This is a genomic window from Solwaraspora sp. WMMA2065 (assembly GCF_030345075.1).
Lineage (GTDB): Bacteria > Actinomycetota > Actinomycetes > Mycobacteriales > Micromonosporaceae > Micromonospora_E.
Genome location: NZ_CP128361.1, coordinates 6,052,201 through 6,072,261, shown reverse-complemented (window position 1 = coordinate 6,072,261; position 20,061 = coordinate 6,052,201). Strand labels below are relative to the sequence as shown.

Here is a 20,061-nt window from a genome sequence, read left to right as displayed (position 1 = left end):
GCACGGTGGGTCACCGGGGCCAACATGATGTAACGGTAGGCCAACAGCGCCGTTAAGTCTGCTCGTCCGATCAGCCGACGGCCAAGATCGCGAACTCGCTGGCGACGTAGACTCGCGGACATGACAGGACTCGCGGCATGACCGGACTCGCGGGCACGACAGCGGTGAGCACCCCGGCACCCGCGCGCCACGATCTGGCCGAGGTGGGGCGGAGCGCGGCGACCCTGCGCGCCTTCCTGCACGGGCTGCCCGGCGTCGACGAGGTCGGGGCGCGGCAGCGGGCCGCGACGCTCGGCACCCGCTCGATCAAGACGACCGCCAAGGCGTGGGCGATCGACCTGGCCATCCGGATGGTCGACCTGACCACCCTCGAAGGCGCCGACACCCCCGGCAAGGTACGCGCGTTGTGCGCCAAGGCCCGCCGCCCCGACCCGGCCGACCCCGATTGCCCGCCGGTCGGCGCCGTCTGCGTCTACCCGTCGATGGTGCCGACCGCCGCCGAGGCGCTCACCGGTTCCGGCGTACACCTGGCCAGCGTGGCCACTGCCTTCCCGTCCGGGCAGGCGCCGCTGGAGGTGAAGCTGGCCGACACCCGGGCGGCGGTCGCGGCCGGCGCCGACGAAATCGACATGGTGATCAACCGGGGGGCGTTCCTCGCCGGCCGCTACGACCAGGTGTACGCCGAGATCGTCGCGGTCAAGCAGGCCTGCGGCGACGCCCACCTCAAGGTCATCCTGGAGACCGGGGAGCTGGCCACCTACGACAACGTGCGCCGCGCCTCCTGGCTGGCGATGCTGGCCGGCGGTGACTTCATCAAGACCTCCACCGGCAAGGTGCCGGTCGCGGCGACGCTGCCCGTCACGTTGATCATGCTGGAGGCGGTCCGGGACTTCCACGCCGTCACCGGGCGGCGGATCGGCGTCAAACCGGCCGGCGGCATCCGTACCACCAAGGACGCGATCAAGTACCTGGTGCTGGTCAACGAGACCGCCGGCGACGACTGGCTCACCCCCGACCTGTTCCGGTTCGGCGCCTCCACCCTGCTCAACGACCTGCTGATGCAGCGGTCGAAGCTACGCACCGGGGTCTACTCCGGTCCCGACTACGTCACCCTGGACTGATCAGCGTGTTCGACTACGCACCGGCACCCGAGTCCCGCTCGGTCGTCACCATCCGCGACTCGTACGGTCTGTTCGTTGACGGCGAGTTCGTCGACCCGACCGACGGCGGCGCGCGCAAGACCGTCAACCCGGCCACCGAGGAGGTCCTCGCCGAGGTCGCCGAGGCCGGCCCCGGTGACGTGGACCGGGCGGTGGCCGCCGCGCGGGCCGCGTACCAGCGGGTCTGGGGTCCGATGCCCGGCCGCGACCGGGCCAAGTACCTGTTCCGGATCGCCCGCATCCTCGCCGAACGCGGCCGCGAACTGGCCGTACTCGAGTCACTGGACAACGGCAAACCGATCCGCGAGTCCCGCGACGTCGACGTGCCGTTGGCGTCGGCGCACTTCTTCTACTACGCCGGCTGGGCCGACAAGCTGCCGTACGCCGGTTTCGGCCCGGACCCGCGCCCGCTCGGCGTCGCCGGGCAGGTCATCCCGTGGAACTTCCCGCTGCTGATGCTGGCCTGGAAGATCGCCCCGGCGCTGGCGGCCGGCAACACGGTGGTGCTCAAACCGGCCGAGACGACCCCGCTGACCGCGCTGCTGTTCGCCGAGATCTGCCAGCAGGCCGATCTGCCGCCCGGCGTCGTCAACATCGTCACCGGGGCCGGCACCACCGGGCAGGCCCTGGTCGGCCACGCCGGCGTCGACAAGGTCGCCTTCACCGGATCCACCGACGTCGGCCGGCAGATCGCCCGCGCGGTCGCCGGCAGCGGCCGGAAGCTCACCCTGGAGCTCGGCGGCAAGGCCGCCAACATCGTCTTCGACGACGCCGCGATCGACCAGGCCGTCGAGGGCATCGTCGACGGCATCTTCTTCAACCAGGGCCACGTCTGCTGCGCCGGCTCCCGGCTGCTGGTCCAGGAGTCGATCGCCGAACCGCTGTTGGAGTCGTTGAAGCGGCGGATGGCCCGGCTGCGTGTCGGTGACCCGCTGGACAAGAACACCGACGTCGGGGCGATCAACTCGGCCGCCCAGCTGGACCGGATCCGTACCCTGGCCGCCGCCGGCAGCGACGAGGGCGCGCAGGCCTGGTCGCCGCCGTGCGACCTGCCGCAGCAGGGCTTCTGGTTCGCGCCGACCATCTTCACCGGGGTCAGCCAGGCGCACCGGATCGCCCGCGAGGAGATCTTCGGCCCGGTGCTGTCCGTGCTGACCTTCCGCACCCCGGACGAGGCCATCGACAAGGCCAACAACACGCCGTACGGGTTGTCCGCCGGCATCTGGTCGGAGAAAGGTTCCCGGGTGCTGTGGGCCGCCGACCGGCTGCGCGCCGGGGTGGTGTGGGCGAACACGTTCAACAAGTTCGACCCGACATCGCCGTTCGGCGGCTACAAGGAGTCGGGCTACGGCCGCGAGGGCGGCCGGCACGGGCTGGAGGCGTACCTCGATGTCTGACAGTGGCGGCGTCGCCACCCGGGTGGCCGTACGCAAGACGTACAAGCTGTTCATCGGCGGGAAGTTTCCGCGCAGCGAGTCGGGACGGACGTACCAGGTGCAGGACTCCAACGTGGCGCTCGCCTCGCGCAAGGACCTCCGCGACGCCGTCGTCGCCGCCCGGGCGGCGGTGAAAGGCTGGTCGGGCGCGACCGCGTACAACCGGGGTCAGATCCTCTACCGGGTCGCCGAGATGCTGGAGGGCCGACGCGAGCAGTTCGTCGCGCTCGGCGAGCCGGCCGGCGAGGTCGACGCGGCGATCGACCGCTGGGTCTGGTACGCCGGCTGGTCCGACAAGCTCCCCCAGGTGTACGGCGGCGTCAACCCGGTCGCCGGCCCGTACTTCAACCTGTCGACACCGGAGCCGACCGGAGTGGTCGGTGTCGTCGCGCCGGTCGAGCCGTCGCTGCTCGGCCTGGTCAGCGTCGTCGCCCCGGTGATCGTCAGCGGCAACACGGCGGTGGTGCTGGCCTCGCCGGCCCGTCCGCTGGCGGCGGTCACCCTGGCCGAGGTGCTGGCCACCAGTGACCTGCCCGCCGGGGTGGTCAACGTGTTGACCGGCAGGATCACCGAGACGGCGCCGTGGCTGGCGTCGCATCTGGACGTCGACGCGCTCGACCTGACCGGGGTGGCCGATCCGCAGTTGGCCGTCGAGTTGGAGCAGGCCGCCGCCGGCAACCTCAAACGGGTGCTGCGCCCAGCCGTCGGGTCGGTCGACTGGTCCGCCGATCCGGGCACCCGGCGGATGACCACGTTCCTGGAGACCAAGACCGTCTGGCATCCGAAGGGCAGCTGAACCCGCCACGGGTGGTTGCCGGGCAAGGTACGCGGACGGCAGACGCAACGTGTCGGATGGGTGACCGTCCGGCCGGTCAGGGCAGCGGCAGTGGCCGGCCGCCGGGCAGGCTACGCCGGTGTCCCGCGTCGCCAGTGTCCCGAATCAGCTGAGTTTCCTCCCGTTCTCCGGTAGCCACGCCGTCGCCGCCGGCCTGCTCAGCAAACGGATGCTGGCCGGGCCGGCGTGGTGTCGGCTGCTGCCCGACGTCTATGTGCACGCTGCGGCGTTCGACCCCGACGACCATCGGATGTGGTGCAACGCGGTGGCACTGAAACTGCCGGCCGGCGCTGCGGTCTGCGGGCTGAGCGCCGCGTACCTCTGGGGAGTCGACCTGCTCCCCCGGCGCAGCCCGGTCCATGTCGTACTGCCCCGGACCGGTCGGATCCGGCGGCACCCACGCATCGCCGTCACCAACTCGACGCTGGCCGTCGACGACGCCGTTCTGCTCAGTGCGGTGCCGGTGACCACGGAGGTCCGTACCGCCTTCGACCTGGGACGCACGTTGCCGCGCCCGGACGCGGTCGCTGCCGTCGACGCGCTGCTGCACCGCCGGCTGCTGCGCACCGAGGCACTCGCCGGCTACCTTGACAGCCATCCGCGCTGGCCCGGCGCCCGGCAACTGCGTGAGCTGGTCGGCCTGGTCGAGCCGCTGGCCGAGTCGCCGATGGAGAGCCGGCTGCGGCTGCTGCTGCACGACGCCGGCCTGCCCCGACCGGTGCCGCAGCACAAGGTCGCGGATCCGCGGGGGCGCTTCATCGGCCGCGTCGACCTCGCCTACCCGCAGTGGCGGATCGCCCTCGAATATGAGGGTGACCATCACCGGGGTAGGGCCACTTTCCGCCGGGACGTGCACCGCTACAACGCGCTGCGGGCCGCCGGCTGGCTGGTGTTGCGCTTCACCGCGGACCACGTACTCCGCAAATGCGGGCAAGTCGTAAAGGATGTCCGGCAGACGATCGACGAACGCCGCGCCCAGCCCTGACGGACGCCGCGCCCAGCCCTGACGAGCCGAACACCAGATACCTCATCTTCCCGCCGACAGGTACCTGGTGTTCGGCTCGTGCCGGGTGGCTAGGTGACGTCGAGCGCGGGCAGGACGACCTGCTCCAGCACCGCGACCGGGGTGCGCCACTGCTCAGGGTCGTCGTAGTTGCCGGCGGTCACGACGACGACGAGTTCCAGGTCGGGCAGGACGATCAGGCGCTGGCCGCCGTTGCCCATCGCCGCCGCCGTCCGGTGACCGGCGACGGTCTGCAAGTACCAGTGGTAGCCGTACTCAGCGGACCAACCGGTCGGCAGACGCGGCTCGAGCATCTCACTGATCCAGCTGGCCGGCACCAGTCGACGGCCGGCCCAGACCCCGGCGGCGAGCACCAGCTCGCCGATCCGGGCCAGGTCGCGCGGGGTGAGCCGCAGCCCGGACGCGGGCGAGGCCACCCCGTCGTCGCCGGCCATCCAGTGGACCTGCTCGATGCCGAGCGGAGCGAACAGCTTCGCCCGGCCGTACGCCTCCAACGCCTGCCCGGTGCCGTCGGCGATCAGCTTGCCGAGCAGCGCGGTGGCACCGCCGCAGTAGGACCAGCGCTCGCCGGGTGGCTCAACGATCGGCCGCTCCAGGACGTACCGGTAGCGGTCCGGGGCCAGCTCCATGGCGATCTCGGCGTTGTCCGGGCTGTCGTACGGGACGTCCTCGCGCCAGTCCAGCCCCAGCGACATGGTCAGCGCGTGCTCGACAGTGAGCCTTGCCCGCTGTGGGTCGGTCGCCAGGTCGGGATACTCGGGGAACTGCCCCAGCAGCGGCTTCCCCGGGGCCGGGACGAGCCCGTCGCCGAGAGCGATGCCGTACAGCAGGGCGGTCACACTCTTGGTGGCCGAGCGCAGGTCGTGCAGCGTCGCCGGGCCGAAGTCGACCTGCCCCAGGGAGTGCTCCCAGGAGAAGTCCTCGCCGGTGCCGTAATGCTCCCACAGCAACTCGCCACGACGTACCACCACGACCGCGTGCAACCCGTCGACCTGCCCGGCCCGATCGGCCTCGGCCAGCAGCTCGCTCATCCGGCTCGTCATCATCGCCACCCCCCGCCCGCACCGAGGATATGCCGAACCGTCGATCATCGCCGTCCCCTCCGTCGTCACATCGTGACGACCACCTTGGCGCGGGCGTGCTCGGTCTCGACGTACCGGATCGCCGCCGGCACCTCACTCAACCGGAACGTCCGGTCGACGACCGGGGTCAACTTGCCCGATTCGACCAGCTCCCGCAGCGCCGCCAGATGCCCCCGGCCCGCCGTCGCCGATGGCGCGATGATGCGCTGCCTGACGAACCGCCCCACCAGCGGCCCGCGCAGCAGCAGACCCATCGGCCCGAACACGCTGCCGCCGGTGGACACGCCGCCACCGGACAGCAGCAGCGTCCCGTCCGGGGTCAGCACCCGCCGGAGATCGGCCAACGACCGGTTGCCGACCAGGTCGAGCAGCACGTCGTAGCGGCGGCCGGCCCGGACGGCGTCGGTACGGGTGAAGTCCTCCCGGCTGTAGTCGACGACGTGGTCGGCACCGAGCGACCGGACCAGCTCGACGTTGCGGGTCCGGCACACCGCCGTCACCTGCGCGCCGTACGCCTTGGCCAGCTGCACCGCGAAGGTGCCGACCCCACCGGACGCCCCGTTGATCAGGACGTGCTGCCCGGCCCGCAGGTCGGCGGCGTCCCGCAGGCAGACCAGGGCGGTGGTGGCGGCCAGCGGCACCGCCGCCGCCTGCGCAAAGCCCAGGTTCGCCGGCTTCGTCTCGACCAGGTTCTCCGGTACGCACAGGTACTCGGCGAACGCGCCACCGGCGGCGCCGGCCTCGCCGTACACCTCGTCACCGGGGCGGAACCGGGTCACCGCGCCGCCGACCGCCTCGACCCGGCCGGCGAAGTCCTGTCCGCGCACGGCCGTGCGGGGCCGGCGCAGCCCGAACGACAACCGGGCCAGGTACGGGTCGCCGCGCATCGCGTGCCAGTCGTACGCGTTGACCGAGCTGGCGTGCACCCGGACCAGCACCTCGCCGTCGCCGGGGGTCGGGGTGTCGACGTCGCGCAACCGCAGGACGTCAGGTGAGCCGTACCGGTCCTGGACCATCGCCTTCATCGCTGATTCTCCTCACTGGATTCTCTGGTGTCCACAGCTTGTCGGCAAAGGCCGGGGCGGCGCGTCGGCGCGGCGGCGGCACCGCTACTGCGCCCGGCGCGGTAGCGCGGTGGCCGGCCTACTCCCCCGGGCGTACGCCGGGCTGCCGCCGTCGGGGCTGCCGCCGTCGCCGCCGGCCGGCCTACAGTCGGCGCATGCCCCGGTCGCAGCCCGACACCGACGCTGGCCCGGCCGCGCCGCACTGGCGGTCGGCGGCAGCGGACGCCGGCCCGGCGGGGTCGCGACGCGGGCCCGGACTGGCGGTGCTGACCGCGATCGGGCAGCCGGTCGGCACTGCGGTCGCCGCCAGCTGGCAGTCCGGCAACGTCTCGATCATCGGGTACGCGCTGCTGGTGTTCAGTGGGCTGGCCTTGGCCGACCGGCACCGGTCGCCTCGGCGCAACTTCCTGATCGTGGTCGCCGCGACCTTGGCGTACCACCTGCTGGACCAGCCGGCCGGGGTGACGCTGCTGGCGCCGATGATCGCCGCGTCGGCGGCGCGGGCCGCCGGTCACCGCTGGCTGGTCGGGGTGGCGGCGGTGACCTCGTACGGCATCTGGGTGCTGGTCACCGGGGCGACGCTGCGGCAGGCGACGCTGGCGTTGGTGCTGATCGTCGCCGCCGGGCTGGTCACCGAGATCGGCACCCTCGTCGCCGACCGGGTCCGCGAGGGCGTCGCGGAGCAGCGCCGGCTATCCGAGGAGCGGCAGCGCCGCCGGGCCACCGAGCAACGGCTGCTGATCGCCGCCGAGCTGCACGACGTACTCGGGCACCACCTGTCGCTGATCAACGTACGGGCCGGGGTCGGTCTGCACCTGATGGACCGCGACCCGGAACAGGCCCGCGCGGCGTTGGAGGCGATCGCGCAGTCCAGCGCGGAGGCGTTGCGCGAGGTCCGGGCGGTGCTCGACACGCTCTACCCGCGCGGCGAGGCCGCGCCGCGCGCCCCGGCGCCGGGGCTGGACCGGCTCGGCGAGTTGACCGACGACGCGGCGGTGCCGACCCGGACGGTGATCGACGGCCCGGCCCGGCCGCTGCCGGCCGCCGTGGACCGAGCCGCGTACCGGATCGTGCAGGAGGCGTTGACCAACGTCCGCCGGCACGCCGGCCCGGGTGCCGCCGCCACCGTCACCATCGGATACCGGCAGGATGCGGTGATGCTGCAGATCGACGACGACGGCGCCGGTGCACCGGGGCCGGCCGCATCCGTGGCTCCTGCTCCGGCTGGCAACGGGATCACCGGGATGCGGGAGCGGGCCGCCGCGCTGGGCGGCGAGTTGACCGCAGGTCCGGCGCCGGACGGTGCCGGCGGTTGGCGGGTACGGGCCCACCTGCCGCTGCCCACCGACTCGCAGGCTGAGGAGACGTCGACGTGATCCGGGTGCTGCTGGTCGACGATCAGGTGCTGGTCCGGGCCGGATTCCGGGCGCTGCTGGCCGCCGAGGGAGACATCGAGGTCGTCGGTGAGGCCGGCGATGGCGCGCAGGCGGTCCGGCTGGCCGGGCAGACCCGACCGGACGTGGTCCTGATGGACATCCGGATGCCCGGGGTGGACGGGTTGACCGCCACCCGGCAGATCGCCGCCGACCCGCGACTGTCCGAGGTACGGATCATCGTGCTGACCACGTTCGAGCTCGACGAGTACGTCGGCGAGGCGCTGCGCGCCGGGGCGGCCGGGTTCCTGGTGAAGAACACGCAGCCGGCCGAGCTGATCCAGGGGGTACGGGTGGTGGCCGCCGGGGACGGTCTGCTGTCGCCGAGCGTGACCCGGCGGGTGATCGAGCAGTTCGCCGCCCGGACGGCCACTCCGGCCGCGCCCCGGCGGTTGGCCGAGCTGACCGAGCGGGAGCGGGAGGTGGTGGCGTTGGTCGGCACCGGACTGTCCAACGACGAGATCGCCGCCCGGCTGGTGGTCAGCCCGGCGACGGCGAAGACCCACGTGTCGCGGGCGATGGTGAAGCTCGGTGCCCGGGACCGCGCCCAGCTGGTCGTGTTCGCGTACGAGGCCGGCCTGGTCCGCCCCGGCTGGCTACCCTGACCCGCAAATGCTACTACTCTTGTAGCATGGTGGCATGCTCTACGCGATGCCGCAGCTCGACGCCGCCGACCGGCGGGTGCTGCACGAGTTGGACCAGATGCGTGCCGACCTGCGGCTGCAGCTACGGTCCACCCCACGCTGGGCGGGCCAACTGCGGCGGAGCCTGTTCGCCGCCGCGATCCAGGGCTCGAACACCATCGAGCACATCACGATCAGCGGTTCGGACGCCCGAGCGCTCGTCGAGCAGGCACCCATGTCGGCGGAGACCAGCGACGAGGTCCGCCAGGCGGTCGTCGGCTACCGCGACGCGATGACGTACGTGCAGCAGACGCCTGAGTTGGACTTCTTCGAGTACTCTCAGACGCTGCTCTCGACCTTGCATTTCATGATCACCAAGTATCAGCCGGCGAGATGGCCCGGCCGTTACCGGACCGGCGGGATCTTCGTGACCAGTGCCGACCCGCTGGAGCCCGTGTACACCGGCCCGGACGCGGAGCGGGTCCCCGGGCTGATGGGCGAACTGGTCGACTGGCTCCGCGACGGCGACCTCGACGCGCCGGCGTACGCGCGAGCGGCGATGGCACACCTGAACCTGGTCAGCATCCACCCCTGGCGCGACGGCAACGGCCGGACCGCCCGCGCCCTGCACACCCTGGTGCTGGCTCGCACCGGCGAACTCGCCGCCGAGTTCTCCTCGATCGAGGAGTGGCTGGGCGAGCAGATCAACACCGTCCAGTACTACGAGGCACTGCGGTCCGCCCAAAACGGCAGCTTCCAACCGGATCGCGACGCCCACCCCTGGCTGCGGTTCGTGCTGGCGGCGCATCATCGGCAGGCGCAACGGGTGAAACGACGCTACGAGTGGACAGTTCGACTGTGGAACGATCTGGACCGCCTCACCGAGCAGCAGGGCCTGCCCGGACGGGTCGTCTCGGCGCTCTACGCTGCCGCCGCCGGCGAGCTACGGCGGACCACGTATCAGCAGGACGAAGGTCTCAGCCGCGATCAGGCCATCCGCGACGTGCAGGCGCTGACCCGCGCCGGCCTGCTGACGCCTCGCGGCAACGCGACCTCCCGGGTCTATCTGCCCGCCGGGGCGGCGGCCGAGATCGCCCAGGCGGCCACCGCAGCTGTACGCGGGCCGGGCCGCGACCCCTACCGGTAGCCACTCAGGGGATCGCCTGGGGAGGGTGCTGTTCGGTGCACCAGGCGGGTGGTTCGGGTGCGGCGGTTGTGGCGGTGATCCCGCCCCAGCGGTCGCGGCAGACGTACGACAGGTCGGCGTGAATCCAGACGCCGTCGTTGTCGCGCAACACCGGCCGGCAGCAGTGCCGGCACGGCGCGACCCTCGGGTACGGCGGCGTGACCGGGGTGCCGGTCATGTCAGTGTGCCGTCGGCGTCGCCGGTGCCATTGGCGTGGCTGTCGCCGTCGCCCCAGCACAACCCGCCCAGCCCGGCCGCCCGGTGGAACCCCGGGTGGTGGCGGACCTCTGCACACACCTCACCGTCCGGGCCGCGTACGCCGCAGAACAGCGGCTCGTTGACGTTCCACGCTTCCGCCCGCGACAGCAACGGCGCGTGCTCACCCAACTCCGGACACAGGATGGCGAGCCCTTCGGCGTACGCGACGGCCTGCTCCCGCGCGGTGCCGACGTCGACGGCGGCGAACGTCAGGTGCAGCGTGTACCGGCCGCGCCGGTCGTACCGCAGCCAGTCCGGCAGGTTGCCGATCCCGCCCGGACCCTCGCTGCTGCCGTTGACCTGCGTCACCGGCCGGCGGCGCTCGCGCTCGTTGAGGTAGCGGTTGACCAGCGCTTCGGCGTGCCCGGCCGGGCCGGCCTCGGGTCCGAGGGCGTGCGCGACGGCGGCCCGCGCCGGTTCGGACAGGTCAGCCCGATCGAGTACGGCGAACAGGTCCCGGTTGCGCTGCGTCGGATCGAGGGTCGGGTCGGTCCAGCGTGCTGAACGGTTGTCGGTCACGGACACCTCCAGGCAGTGGCGACGTCATCCTGCCCTCAGCATGCATCCACGTACACAAAAATACAACGTCGCAACGAACTTCCGTTCGGGAAATCTCTAGTACATACTTCGATCGAACTCACATCGCCGCTGCCAGACCCGGATGCACCCGGAGGTGTTCTCGTGGCACAGGTTCCGAGCCCGACGATCCGCGCTCGCCGGTTACGCCGGGAGCTACGTCGGCTCCGCGACTCGGCCGGTCTGACGGCTGAGGACGTCGCCCGCCGCTTGGGCTGGCACCGCACCAAGGTCATCCGGCTCGAACACGGCCACTCACGGATAACGCTCAAGGACACTGAGCAAATGCTGGCCCTCTACGAGGCGTCCGACGAGGACCGTGAGTCGTTGACCGCGCTCGCCAAGCAGGCCCGGCAGAAGGGCTGGTGGAGCGCGTACGGCGACGTACTGCCCGACGACTACGTCGGCTTCGAGGCGGAGGCCACCGCGATCAGCAGCTTCGAGTGCCTGTACGTGCCGGGACTGTTGCAGACCGAGGAGTACGCCCGTGCCATCATCCACGCCGGCCGCAGCACCGCCGACGCGGACGAGATCGACCGGCGGGTCGCCGCCCGGCTCGCCCGCAAGTCGTTGCTGTCGCGGGACGTGCCGCCGAGGCTCTGGATCGTCCTCGACGAGGCGGCGATCCGCCGGGTCGTCGGTGGCCCGAAGGTGATGCGCACTCAGCTCACCCGGCTCATCGATGCCTGCGCCCAGCCGTCGATCGAGCTGCAGATCGTGCCGTTCGGGGCAGGCGCGCACGCCGCGATGGGTGGCCCGTTCACCATCCTCGGCTACTCCGACCCGATCCTCGACCCACCCGTCGTCTACGTCGCCAACGACAACAACACGCTGTTGCTGGAGGAGGACACCCAGGTAGCGCGATATAAACTCATGTTCGACCACCTCCGTGCCAAGGCCATGGACCCGGACGAGTCCGGCAGGTTCCTGGCTCGGGCGGCAGAGGAGCTTCCCGACTGACCCCGACCGGCCAGAGGAGACGCGGGATGACCGCACCAGACCTGTCCCACGCCCACTGGCGCAAGAGCAGCCGCAGCGGTGCCAGCGACTCGAACTGCGTCGAGGTGGCCACGCTGGCCGGCGGCACGATCGGCGTACGCGACTCGAAGGACCCGCACGGCCCGGCGCTGCTCTTCCCCGCCGGCGTCTGGACGGCGTTCCTCACCACCGTGTCCAGCCGCTGACCCGACCGGCCTACCCCCTCCGACGACCGACACCCGTGCCCGCCGACCGCCCGTACGTCTTCCTCGACGTCGACGGAGTGCTGATTCCCTTCGCCGCTCGCACCACCGGCCGGTCACCTTCGCCCCACCGTGCGGCTCATCGTGACTCGATCGGCAATCCGCTGCTGGAGCGGGTCGATCCGGAGGACGGCCACCGGCTGCTGGCGCTCGACTGCCAACTCGTCTGGGCGACCACCTGGATGGCCGAGGCGAACGAGGTCGTCGCACCACTGCTCGGCCTGCCGGAACTGCCGGTCGTCCCATGGCCGGACTCCGACGACGAGCCGCCGCGCGGCGTGCACTGGAAGACGCCGTTCCTCACCACGTGGGCGGCCGGGCGCACCTTCGTCTGGCTCGACGACGAGATCACCGACCTGGACCGGCACTGGGTCGCAGAGCATCACCCAGGCAAGGCGCTGCTGCACCGCGTCGACCCGCATCTCGGCCTCATCGACGCCGACTTCTCCACCGTCGGCCAGTGGCTCGCGGCCTGACTGCAGCAGTGCCGCGTCGATGTGAGGCTGAGACACGCTACGAGCGCGTCGTGAGGTATCTCAGCCTCACATCGATGAAGCGCTCCAGCCCTGCCATGATCACTTGATGCTCTGCTGGGAGAATGTCGGCGTGTCGCCCAGCAGAACGTCAAGTGATCATGACGAGCCACAGCCGGCATCGGCCCACGTACGCGAGGCGACTCTCGCCGATGTCGATCAGCTGACCGAGGTGCACACGCTGGCCCGCACCGCCTACTACACGGCGGCCGGCGGGCTTGACCCGGACGACCCGTCGCTGTCGTCGCCCGAGGCGTACGCCGAACGCCGTGCCGCCTGGGCGAAGGTTCTCACCTTGCCGGAGCGGTTCACCGTCGCCGCTGTCCTCGATGGCCGGGTCGTCGGCTGCGCAGCGATGGGACCCGCCGCCGTCGGTCACGTCGACGCGGCCCACGTCGGCCAACTGCACCAGATCCACGTACTCCCCGACTGCTGGGGTCGGGGGATCGGCGGGCTGCTGCACGACGCCTTCGTCGCGTACCTGCACCGGACCGGTCGGACCGGTGGGGTGCTGGAGGCGTGGGAGCGTAACGCTCGGGCCCAACGCTTCTACGCCGCTCGCGGCTGGCAGGCCGACGGCCACAGCCGCCCCGGCCCTGGCGACACCCGCTATCTCTACTTCCAGTTGCACCGGTGACCGGTAACGTGCCGGCGTGAGCGAGCTTGTCGAGCGGCACACCGTCCTCGCCGTCGTCGTCGGATCGCGGGCGTACGGGCTGCACGGGCCGGACTCCGACTACGACCGGCGCGGCGTGTACGTGGCCCCGACCCGAGCGTTCTGGCAGCTGGACAAGCCGCCCACCCATCTCGACGGGCCGGCGCCGGAGCAGTTCTCCTGGGAGTTCGAACGCTTCTGCACCCTGGCGCTGCAGGGCAACCCGACCGTCCTGGAGGTGCTCTGGTCTCCGCTGATCGAGACGCTGCGCGAGGACGGCGAGCAGTTGCTGGCGGCCCGGCAGGCGTTCCTGTCGACGCGACTCGCCCAGACGTACGGCGGCTACGCCCGCGACCAGCTCGACCGGGTGGCGGCCCGCCGCGAACGCACCGGCGAAACGAACCACAAGCAGGCCATGCACATGATCCGGCTGCTGACCGCCGGAGCGCACGTGCTGCGCACCGGGCAGGTCCTGGTCGACGTGGGACCGTTGCGGGACCGGCTGTTGGCGGTCCGGCGCGGCGAGCTGCCGTGGGCGGTGGTCACCGCGTGGGCAGCGGACCTGCTGGCCGAGCTCGACGACGCTGCGGCCGGCACCGCACTACCGGAACAACCCGACCGGGCCGCCGTCGACCGGCTGCTCATCGCCGTACGGGAAAGGAACCTGGGGTAACCGTCGACGTGCCGCCACGGGCGCAGGATGACAGCCAGGGCTACCGGGCCGCCGCCGCAACTGGCAGAGTCTGCGTCAACATGACGTCGCTCGACCTCTGCTCCGACAGTCTTGACGGTCTTTCCGTCGGTGATGCCCTCGGCGCCCAGTTCTTCGTCCCCGGCACCAGCCTTGCCGCGTTGCTCGACGGGGTTCCGCCGGCCGGGCCGTGGCCGTGGACCGACGACACCGAGATGGCCTGCTCGATCGTCGCCGAGTTGCGCGAGCACGACGGCATCGACCAGGACCACCTGGCGGCCCGGTTCGCCGAGCACTTCGAGCCGTACCGTGGCTATGGTGCCGGCGCGGTGGTCCTGCTGCGCCAGGTCCGCCAAGGCGTCGCCTGGCGAGACGCTGCCGCAGCAGCATTCGACGGCCAGGGATCGATGGGCAACGGCGCAGCAATGCGGGTCGCTCCGCTCGGCGCCTTCCACGCCGGCGACAACCGTACGGCCGCTCTGCAGGCCTGGCGGTCGGCGGAGGTCACCCACGCCCACCCCGACGCCGTCCTGGGCGCGGTGGCGGTCGCCGTCGCGGCGGCGGAAGCCGGCTGGTCCCGGCTGACCGGGTCCCGGCCCGAGCCGGCCGAACTGCTCGACGTCGTGCTGGCGAGTTGCTGGTCGACCGAGCCGTACGCGACCAGCGCCGGCTCACCCGGGCGAAGCGAACGACACAGCGATGGCGCGACCGGGTCGATCTGATCCCGGAAGATCGGACCATCCGCGAGGCTCTCGATGCCGACTACCGCTACATCGGCATCGACACGACAACATTGGACGTTGCCGAGACCGTACGGCGGATCATGGATGAGATCCCGGAGATCTACGTCCCGCCGATGCCGTGTCGACCGGCTCAGTAGTGGTCGGACCGAACCAGAACCTGGCTACCGCATCGCGTCGAGATCAGGGGTCAGGCCGGGCTGACCAGCTGGATGAGATTGCCGCAGGTGTCGTCGAGTACCGCGCCGACGAACGGGCCCATCGGCGTGGGGGTCTGGATGAAGGTGACCCCCTCGGCCTGTAGCACCCGGTAGGCCTCCTCGACGTCCTCCACGGCGAACGAGGCCGCCGGGATGCCCTGCTCGGCGAGCGCCTGCTTGTACGCCTGGGCGGCCGGGTTCTCGTCGGGCTCCAGCAGCAGTTCGACGCCGTCCGGGGCGTCGGCGCCGACCACGGTGAGCCACCGGTGTTCCCCGACCGGGAAATCGGTCTTGGGGACGAAGCCGAGCTTGTCGGTGTAGAAGGCGAGCGCCTTGGCCTGGTCGTCGACGAAGACACTGGTCACGTAGATGCGGGCTTTCATGTCTTCTCCTCATCGCTGAGCGGCCACCGCTCGATGATCGAGCGCAGCGGCCGGGTGTCGAGGTAGTGGAGTTTGGTGCGGCCGACCCGTTCGCAGCGGACGAGCCCGGCCTCCTCCAGCACGGCCAGGTGCTGCGAGATCGCCTGCCGGGTGGAGGTGGTGCCGTGTTCGGTGAGCAGGCGGGTGCAGATCTCGAACAGGCTCATCCCGCCCTTGCGGGCGAGCTCGTCCATGATCCGCCGCCGGGTCGGGTCCGCGAGTGCCCGGTAGAGGACCGCCACCCGCCCCACAATAGGCAAGCCTGCACTTGCATATCAAGTCCCGCCTCCGCGAAAACCGGGAAAGCGGTGGCCGTGAAACGCGTCGAGGTGAGGCCGATCCACGTCACATCGTTGCGTGACGTGGATCAGCCTCACCTCATGGCTGGTGACAGCCCGTCAGATCGCGGTGAAGGTGATCGTGGCGACGTAGGTGCCGGCGGCGACGTCGGTCGGTGCCTCGATACGCAGGCCGGCGCCGAGCTCACTGGTGCCCCGGGCACCGGCGGCACCGATCGCGAGCGGGCTGCTGTCCAGCAGGCCCCGGCCGGCGTCGAAGGCCGGAGCGATGCTCGCCCCCGCCGTCACGGCACCCGCGCCGGGCTGCGACACCACGCGCGGAGTCCAGCCGAGGAACCGACCGGACAGCGTCTGCGTACCGGCGACGAAGTCGCTGACCTGGCCGGACGCGGTCCAGCCCGGTGCCGATGCCCGAGCGTCGGTGACCCGTACCGGCCGCAGTTCACCGGTCGACACCCAGCGGTCGGCCTCGGCGCTGAGCGCGAAGTCGCTCATCAGCACCTGGTCGTCGGCGTCGACGCTGATCACCAGGGTGCCGTCCGGCACCGCGGCGATGATCTCCTGACTGGTCGCGCCGACCCCGCCGCCGTGATCGTCCACGGCGAGGGTGACCGGTTTCGACGGCCCGTACGCGGTCTGCCCGGTGGGTGTCACCACCGCGACGCCGAGCTCGCGACTGTGGTGCCCGGCGGTGACGGTGAACGAGTACTCGCGACCGGTCGCCCCCGCGATCGGGGTGGCCTCGGCCGCGTCCGGCGCCTTCTCGAACCACTGGTAGCCGGTCAGCACAGTGTCGGCGGACACGTCGGCGGTGAAGGTCGCGACGTCGCCGACGGCCAGCGAAGTCTCGCCGGTGACGGTCACCTGCTGGCGCGGCGCCGCGCCGTGGTCGTCGACGTGGATCGTCACCGGCTCGGCGACCATCGGCTCGGTGCCCTCGACACCGAAGGTCAGGGTGGCCCGGACCTCGACCCCGTCGAGCGCCTGCTCGGCGACGACGGAGTGTGCCAGACCGGACGCGCCGGGCAGGGTCGTCCACTCGTCGCTGCCGGGCCACCGCCACTGCCAGTCGACCGTGTCACCGTCGGCCAGCGGCGGGTCGGCGAGCAACTGAAGGTTGATCGGGCTGCCCTGGTGGTAGTGGCCGCTGAGTCCGTTGAAGAAGAACAGCTGCGTCGACGGGTCCGCGTCGGACACGACGATCTTCGTGCCCTTCTGCCCGGCGTACACCTCGGTCGAGCCGTAGTCCCAGACCGCGGCGAGGGTCAGCTGGTGATTGTCGAGGTCGAGGGTGACCGGCAGCTCGATGGACAGTGCCGCGGCGTCGGCCCCCTCCTGCAGGGTCGTGCCCTGGTACGTGGTGAGGTCCAGCAGGACCCAGCGGTAGAGCAGGCCCTCCTTGGCCGGGTAGACCGTGCCGGTGGCCCGCAGCGTCTGACCCACCCGGTAGACCCCCTGGATGCCTTCGACCAGCACCTCCCGGGCGCGGATGTCGACCGGCACCGGCGCGGACTGGGCGACGACGAGGTCGTCGCGGATCACCTGCAACGCCCACTCGCCACTGGTGTTGGCGTAGGTCGGCTGGACCTGGTACGTGGTGGCGTCGACCTGGCTCACTCCGGCGCGCGGCGACCACGGGGAGCCGAACCGCTCGACGAACCGCAGGCTCTCGCCAGCGGCGAGTTCCCGGCCGCTCACCGGAGCAGGACGTCGTCGCCGAGGTACAGCGGGCCGGTCGCGACGAAGCCGAAGGACAGTGGCTCCGCCGACGACTCGACCCGGATCGGCACCCAACCGGTCGTCGACAGCGTCGTGCTGCCGGCGCGTAGCCGTACCCGCATCTCGTATCCGTCGTAGGCGACGTCGACGCGCTGCTCGACGATGCCCTGCGCAGCCTGCCCACCGGTGCCGGAGAACGCGTACCCGCTGTTCGTCGCGCCGACCGGCCGGATCGCCCACTGGAAGCTCTGGCCTTCGGCGAGGGTGGCACCGACCACTCGGGCCTGGAGCAGGTCACCGGGCTGGTACGCATCGGCGATGCCGGCGATGCCGAACTCGACGCCGGAGTCGTCGGTGACGGTGACCGCCACCGACGCCGAGGTGGAACCCCCGGCGAGGTTGCCGACCGCCGGTACGAAGGACGCGGTGAGCGGGTGTGTCCCGACCGCCAGATCCGGTACGACGAACTCGGCCGATCCGCCGTCGACCGGCGCGTGGCCGAGCACGGTGGCACCGTCGCGGAACTCCACGTACCCGTCGGTCTCCGCAGGCGTCACCGTCCCGGTGAGGGTGACCGGCTCGCCGACGGTCAGCGCGGTCGTCGACGCCGTCAGTGCGGTGGAGGTGGCCACGACCTCCGGCAGGTCACCGACCACGAAGGTGTAGGTGGCGGTGGCGGCCATCGGGGTGGCGCCGGCGGTGGCCGTGGCGGTCACGGTGAGCCGGTAGGTGCCGGCGGCGGTGAACGCCCAGTTGGCGTGCATGTGGGTCCGGCCGACGCTGAAGGTCTTGTGATCCTCGTCGGAGGACCACAGGCGGGTCGGGGTGCCGAACGACCCGGTGCGGAAGAGCTCGATGTCGCCGGGCCCGTCGAACTCGCTCAGTGTGAAGGTCGTCTGATCGCCGGCGACCGCGCCGGCCGGCACCGACTCGGTCGAGAAGCCGGGCCAGAGCTGCGTGCCGCCCGGGTTTGATTCCGGCGCGATCCAGGCCTGCTCGCCGGCGGCGGCGATGAACTCGTAACCGGCGGGGACGGGGCTGGCCGCGTCGTCGTCGATGTGGAACCAGATGTCGTCGGCGGCGAACCGGGTGCCGGTGCCTTCGGCGACGTCCGCCTTGGTGCCGAGGGCGAGAACGCCGTCGTCCAGGAAGGTTGATATCGCGTCGGTGTGGATGTCCTGCAGTACGCGGTACTGCTGCGGCGCGGGTGCCGGGCCGGGTGCGGCGGCGGCCTGCGTGGTGGGCAGCAGCAGCGCGCCGGCCGATGCGGCGACGGCGATCGCGACGGCCCCGGCGGCCAGTCGTACCGCCGGGCGGTGTATGAGCGAGCGTCTCAGGTTCATGATCGTTCCCTTCTCCGCGCGCAGCCTATAGCTAACGAAAATCATTCTCAATAGCTGCGACTGTGCTGCTCAGCTCAGGGATACGACACCCGACAGGACTGGCGCGGGTAGGGAAACTCCGTCCCTTCAGGGCGGAGGGAGGCCCTTAGGGCGGAGGGAGGCCCTTTAGGGTGGAGGGGAGGTCAACGCGCCCGGTCCCACGCCGGCGCGTCGCGGCCCAGCAGGGCGAGCAACTCGGTCTGGCGGTCCGTGGTGGGCCCGACGTCCGGTGCCGCCGCGAAGTATCTCGCCGGCAGGGAGCCCGCCACCGGCGCGAGATACGCGTGGGCCGCTTCGACCAGCACCGGGTCGAGGGCCGTGTCGACGCCGATCGCCTGGGCCAGGTCCCAGCTGTGCACCAGGTTGTCGTTGAAGCACAGTCCGGCCAGCCGCCGGCCCCGCATGTCGCCGGCCGGATGGTGGACGACGGCGTCGAGCACCCCGGGGCGGGAGAACGCCTCGACGGCGACGTCGACCGAGTGGCGTACCGCCGTGAGCGGATCGTCGCCCAGCACGTCGAATTCCGGTCGGGCGATGTCGAGCCTGCCGAGTTCGGCCAGGTGAATACCGTCGAGCACCGGGACCACCGCGAGGTTGCCACGCACCACGTGATCGACCAGCGCGCGTACGTCCCACTCGGAGCACGGCGTCGGGGCGCTCCACTGATCGGTGCCGATCCGTGCGACGAGGTCGCAGAAGTGCCGGCTGGCCTGCTCATAGAACCTGACGAAATCGGTGGCGATGTCGCACCTCCGTACCGCTGATCTGGACCGGGCTCCACACCCGCTTTCTTGACCGTACAGTCAAGTTTACCTAGTCTGTTGACCAGACGGTCAAGAAGGCGGGTTCATCTGATGGCACGAGACACCCGGGAGCGCCTGCTGCGCACGGCACGAGACCTCGTGCACGGCACCTCGCTGGCCGAGGTGAGCATCGAGGACATCTGCGCGGGGGCCGGCGTCCACCGGGGCAGCCTCTACCACTTCTTCCCATCGAAGGAGGCGCTCGGCCTGGCGGTGCTCGACCTCAACTGGTCGATGGTGCGGGCCGTGCTGGACGAGGCGTTCCAGGCCAAGGTCGAACCACTCGCCCGCATCGACCGCTCCATCGATGGGTTCGCCCGAATGCTCGGGTTGATGCGCGAGAAGATGGGCGCGACGCCCGGCTGCCCGCTGGGCGACCTGACCGCCGAGTTGTCCACCCAGCCGGGGCCGGGCCGCGACCGCGCACAGGACGTCCTGCGAGCCTGGGCCCGCTACTTCGCCGACGCCATCCGGGAGGCTCAGACCCGCGGTCAACTGGCCCGGACCACCGACCCGGCGGCGGCGGCGCTGCGCGTCCTGGCCTACCTGCAGGGATTGGCGCTGCTGGCGAAGGTCTACGACGATCCGACCCTCGTGGCCACCGCCCGCACCGCCGTCCGGACCCTCATCGACCAGACCGACTGACCGCACGTCGACGACGACGTGCGGTTTCGCGTACCCCGCGCAGTTGACCGATCA

At 71.3% G+C, this 20,061-nt stretch carries 22 protein-coding genes and 1 pseudogene; 14 read left to right on the top strand and 9 right to left on the bottom strand.

From position 1 onward, the window contains the following. The first annotated feature begins 137 nt into the window (after nucleotides 1-137). The 4 genes from deoC to O7610_RS27675 all read left to right on the top strand — a co-directional run bounded on the left by deoC (nucleotide 138) and on the right by O7610_RS27675 (nucleotide 4,416). The gene (gene deoC / locus O7610_RS27690; protein WP_289212211.1) at nucleotides 138-1,121 is read left to right on the top strand and encodes a deoxyribose-phosphate aldolase; all 984 of its coding nucleotides are present in this window, start codon (nucleotides 138-140) and stop codon (nucleotides 1,119-1,121) included. Between the two features lie 5 nt (nucleotides 1,122-1,126). Further along, nucleotides 1,127-2,557, top strand: coding sequence for an aldehyde dehydrogenase family protein (locus O7610_RS27685; RefSeq protein ID WP_289212210.1), 1,431 nt, complete (start codon nucleotides 1,127-1,129; stop codon nucleotides 2,555-2,557). Continuing rightward, nucleotides 2,550-3,392, top strand: coding sequence for an aldehyde dehydrogenase family protein (locus O7610_RS27680; RefSeq protein ID WP_289212209.1), 843 nt, complete (start codon nucleotides 2,550-2,552; stop codon nucleotides 3,390-3,392). Before O7610_RS27685 ends, O7610_RS27680 begins: the two co-directional genes overlap by 8 nt. A gap of 118 nt (nucleotides 3,393-3,510) precedes the next feature. After that, entirely contained in the window at nucleotides 3,511-4,416 is a 906-nt protein-coding gene (locus tag O7610_RS27675) for an endonuclease domain-containing protein (RefSeq protein WP_289212208.1), read from the top strand. Between the two features lie 89 nt (nucleotides 4,417-4,505). On the opposite strand, the gene O7610_RS27670 is transcribed toward O7610_RS27675, so the two are convergent. Together O7610_RS27670 and O7610_RS27665 are read right to left on the bottom strand one after the other, a co-directional pair. Then, nucleotides 4,506-5,486, bottom strand: a complete 981-nt coding sequence (locus tag O7610_RS27670; RefSeq protein ID WP_289212207.1) for a serine hydrolase domain-containing protein — start codon at nucleotides 5,484-5,486, stop codon at nucleotides 4,506-4,508. Between the two features lie 77 nt (nucleotides 5,487-5,563). Beyond that, nucleotides 5,564-6,562: an NAD(P)-dependent alcohol dehydrogenase gene (locus tag O7610_RS27665; protein WP_289212206.1), complete on the bottom strand. Its 999-nt coding sequence runs from the start codon at nucleotides 6,560-6,562 to the stop codon at nucleotides 5,564-5,566. Between the two features lie 194 nt (nucleotides 6,563-6,756). On the opposite strand from O7610_RS27665, the gene O7610_RS27660 reads away from it, so the two are divergent. From O7610_RS27660 to O7610_RS27650, 3 genes are read left to right on the top strand one after another with little or no spacing between them, the layout of a single operon-like run. Further along, nucleotides 6,757-7,977: a sensor histidine kinase gene (locus O7610_RS27660; protein WP_281553286.1), complete on the top strand. Its 1,221-nt coding sequence runs from the start codon at nucleotides 6,757-6,759 to the stop codon at nucleotides 7,975-7,977. Further along, nucleotides 7,974-8,639, top strand: a complete 666-nt coding sequence (locus O7610_RS27655; RefSeq protein ID WP_289212205.1) for a response regulator transcription factor — start codon at nucleotides 7,974-7,976, stop codon at nucleotides 8,637-8,639. Before O7610_RS27660 ends, O7610_RS27655 begins: the two co-directional genes overlap by 4 nt. 34 nt (nucleotides 8,640-8,673) lie before the next feature. Then, entirely contained in the window at nucleotides 8,674-9,804 is a 1,131-nt protein-coding gene (locus tag O7610_RS27650) for a Fic family protein (RefSeq protein WP_289212204.1), read from the top strand. 4 nt (nucleotides 9,805-9,808) lie between these two features. On the opposite strand, the gene O7610_RS27645 is transcribed toward O7610_RS27650, so the two are convergent. Then, nucleotides 9,809-10,021 (bottom strand): hypothetical protein, encoded by a 213-nt coding sequence (locus O7610_RS27645; RefSeq protein ID WP_289212203.1) that lies wholly within the window; start codon nucleotides 10,019-10,021, stop codon nucleotides 9,809-9,811. Continuing rightward, nucleotides 10,018-10,620: a hypothetical protein gene (locus O7610_RS27640; protein WP_289212202.1), complete on the bottom strand. Its 603-nt coding sequence runs from the start codon at nucleotides 10,618-10,620 to the stop codon at nucleotides 10,018-10,020. The genes O7610_RS27645 and O7610_RS27640 overlap by 4 nt, the downstream gene beginning before the upstream one ends. Nucleotides 10,621-10,782: 162 nt before the next feature. Here O7610_RS27640 and O7610_RS27635 point away from each other — a divergent pair, with 162 nt between their 5' ends. The 6 genes and pseudogenes from O7610_RS27635 to O7610_RS27610 all read left to right on the top strand — a co-directional run. Beyond that, entirely contained in the window at nucleotides 10,783-11,637 is an 855-nt protein-coding gene (locus tag O7610_RS27635; RefSeq protein ID WP_289212201.1) for a helix-turn-helix domain-containing protein, read from the top strand. A 26-nt stretch (nucleotides 11,638-11,663) separates the two neighbouring features. Further along, complete coding sequence (locus tag O7610_RS27630) at nucleotides 11,664-11,861, top strand: DUF397 domain-containing protein (protein ID WP_289212200.1); 198 nt, start codon at nucleotides 11,664-11,666, stop codon at nucleotides 11,859-11,861. Between the two features lie 35 nt (nucleotides 11,862-11,896). After that, nucleotides 11,897-12,394: an HAD domain-containing protein gene (locus O7610_RS27625; RefSeq protein WP_289212199.1), complete on the top strand. Its 498-nt coding sequence runs from the start codon at nucleotides 11,897-11,899 to the stop codon at nucleotides 12,392-12,394. Nucleotides 12,395-12,524: 130 nt separating this feature from the next. Next, complete coding sequence (locus O7610_RS27620; protein ID WP_289212198.1) at nucleotides 12,525-13,088, top strand: GNAT family N-acetyltransferase; 564 nt, start codon at nucleotides 12,525-12,527, stop codon at nucleotides 13,086-13,088. A gap of 16 nt (nucleotides 13,089-13,104) precedes the next feature. Continuing rightward, the gene (locus O7610_RS27615) at nucleotides 13,105-13,779 is read left to right on the top strand and encodes a nucleotidyltransferase domain-containing protein (protein WP_289212197.1); all 675 of its coding nucleotides are present in this window, start codon (nucleotides 13,105-13,107) and stop codon (nucleotides 13,777-13,779) included. A gap of 80 nt (nucleotides 13,780-13,859) precedes the next feature. Next, nucleotides 13,860-14,432 (top strand): annotated as a pseudogene (locus O7610_RS27610) (ADP-ribosylglycohydrolase family protein); the annotation flags it as partial. Between the two features lie 295 nt (nucleotides 14,433-14,727). On the opposite strand, the gene O7610_RS27605 reads toward O7610_RS27610, so the two are convergent. The 5 genes from O7610_RS27605 to O7610_RS27585 all read right to left on the bottom strand — a co-directional run bounded on the left by O7610_RS27605 (nucleotide 14,728) and on the right by O7610_RS27585 (nucleotide 19,302). After that, a complete protein-coding gene (locus tag O7610_RS27605; RefSeq protein WP_289212196.1) occupies nucleotides 14,728-15,120 on the bottom strand; it encodes a VOC family protein in 393 nt (130 codons plus the stop codon). Then, nucleotides 15,117-15,401 (bottom strand): ArsR/SmtB family transcription factor, encoded by a 285-nt coding sequence (locus tag O7610_RS27600; protein ID WP_289212195.1) that lies wholly within the window; start codon nucleotides 15,399-15,401, stop codon nucleotides 15,117-15,119. Before O7610_RS27600 ends, O7610_RS27605 begins: the two co-directional genes overlap by 4 nt. A 156-nt stretch (nucleotides 15,402-15,557) precedes the next feature. Further along, nucleotides 15,558-17,156 carry a WxL domain-containing protein gene (locus O7610_RS27595; protein WP_289212194.1) on the bottom strand — a complete coding sequence of 533 codons (1,599 nt, stop codon included), beginning with the start codon at nucleotides 17,154-17,156 and terminating at the stop codon, nucleotides 15,558-15,560. After that, nucleotides 17,153-18,520 carry a choice-of-anchor M domain-containing protein gene (locus O7610_RS27590; RefSeq protein WP_289212193.1) on the bottom strand — a complete coding sequence of 456 codons (1,368 nt, stop codon included), beginning with the start codon at nucleotides 18,518-18,520 and terminating at the stop codon, nucleotides 17,153-17,155. The genes O7610_RS27595 and O7610_RS27590 overlap by 4 nt, the downstream gene beginning before the upstream one ends. Nucleotides 18,521-18,702: 182 nt before the next feature. Beyond that, nucleotides 18,703-19,302 carry a TIGR03086 family metal-binding protein gene (locus tag O7610_RS27585; protein ID WP_289213703.1) on the bottom strand — a complete coding sequence of 200 codons (600 nt, stop codon included), beginning with the start codon at nucleotides 19,300-19,302 and terminating at the stop codon, nucleotides 18,703-18,705. Nucleotides 19,303-19,413: 111 nt separating this feature from the next. Here O7610_RS27585 and O7610_RS27580 point away from each other — a divergent pair, with 111 nt between their 5' ends. Beyond that, nucleotides 19,414-20,007 carry a TetR/AcrR family transcriptional regulator gene (locus tag O7610_RS27580; protein WP_289212192.1) on the top strand — a complete coding sequence of 198 codons (594 nt, stop codon included), beginning with the start codon at nucleotides 19,414-19,416 and terminating at the stop codon, nucleotides 20,005-20,007. Nucleotides 20,008-20,061: the final 54 nt, after the last annotated feature.

Coding starts and splice junctions, on each gene's coding strand:
- deoC (WP_289212211.1), top strand. CDS start 138: ATGACCGGACTCGCGGGCACGACAGCGGTGAGCACCCCGGCACCCGCG.
- O7610_RS27680 (WP_289212209.1), top strand. CDS start 2,550: ATGTCTGACAGTGGCGGCGTCGCCACCCGGGTGGCCGTACGCAAGACG.
- O7610_RS27670 (WP_289212207.1), bottom strand. CDS start 5,486: ATGAGCGAGCTGCTGGCCGAGGCCGATCGGGCCGGGCAGGTCGACGGG.
- O7610_RS27665 (WP_289212206.1), bottom strand. CDS start 6,562: ATGAAGGCGATGGTCCAGGACCGGTACGGCTCACCTGACGTCCTGCGG.
- O7610_RS27660 (WP_281553286.1), top strand. CDS start 6,757: ATGCCCCGGTCGCAGCCCGACACCGACGCTGGCCCGGCCGCGCCGCAC.
- O7610_RS27650 (WP_289212204.1), top strand. CDS start 8,674: ATGCTCTACGCGATGCCGCAGCTCGACGCCGCCGACCGGCGGGTGCTG.
- O7610_RS27645 (WP_289212203.1), bottom strand. CDS start 10,021: ATGACCGGCACCCCGGTCACGCCGCCGTACCCGAGGGTCGCGCCGTGC.
- O7610_RS27630 (WP_289212200.1), top strand. CDS start 11,664: ATGACCGCACCAGACCTGTCCCACGCCCACTGGCGCAAGAGCAGCCGC.
- O7610_RS27605 (WP_289212196.1), bottom strand. CDS start 15,120: ATGAAAGCCCGCATCTACGTGACCAGTGTCTTCGTCGACGACCAGGCC.
- O7610_RS27590 (WP_289212193.1), bottom strand. CDS start 18,520: ATGAACCTGAGACGCTCGCTCATACACCGCCCGGCGGTACGACTGGCC.
- O7610_RS27580 (WP_289212192.1), top strand. CDS start 19,414: ATGGCACGAGACACCCGGGAGCGCCTGCTGCGCACGGCACGAGACCTC.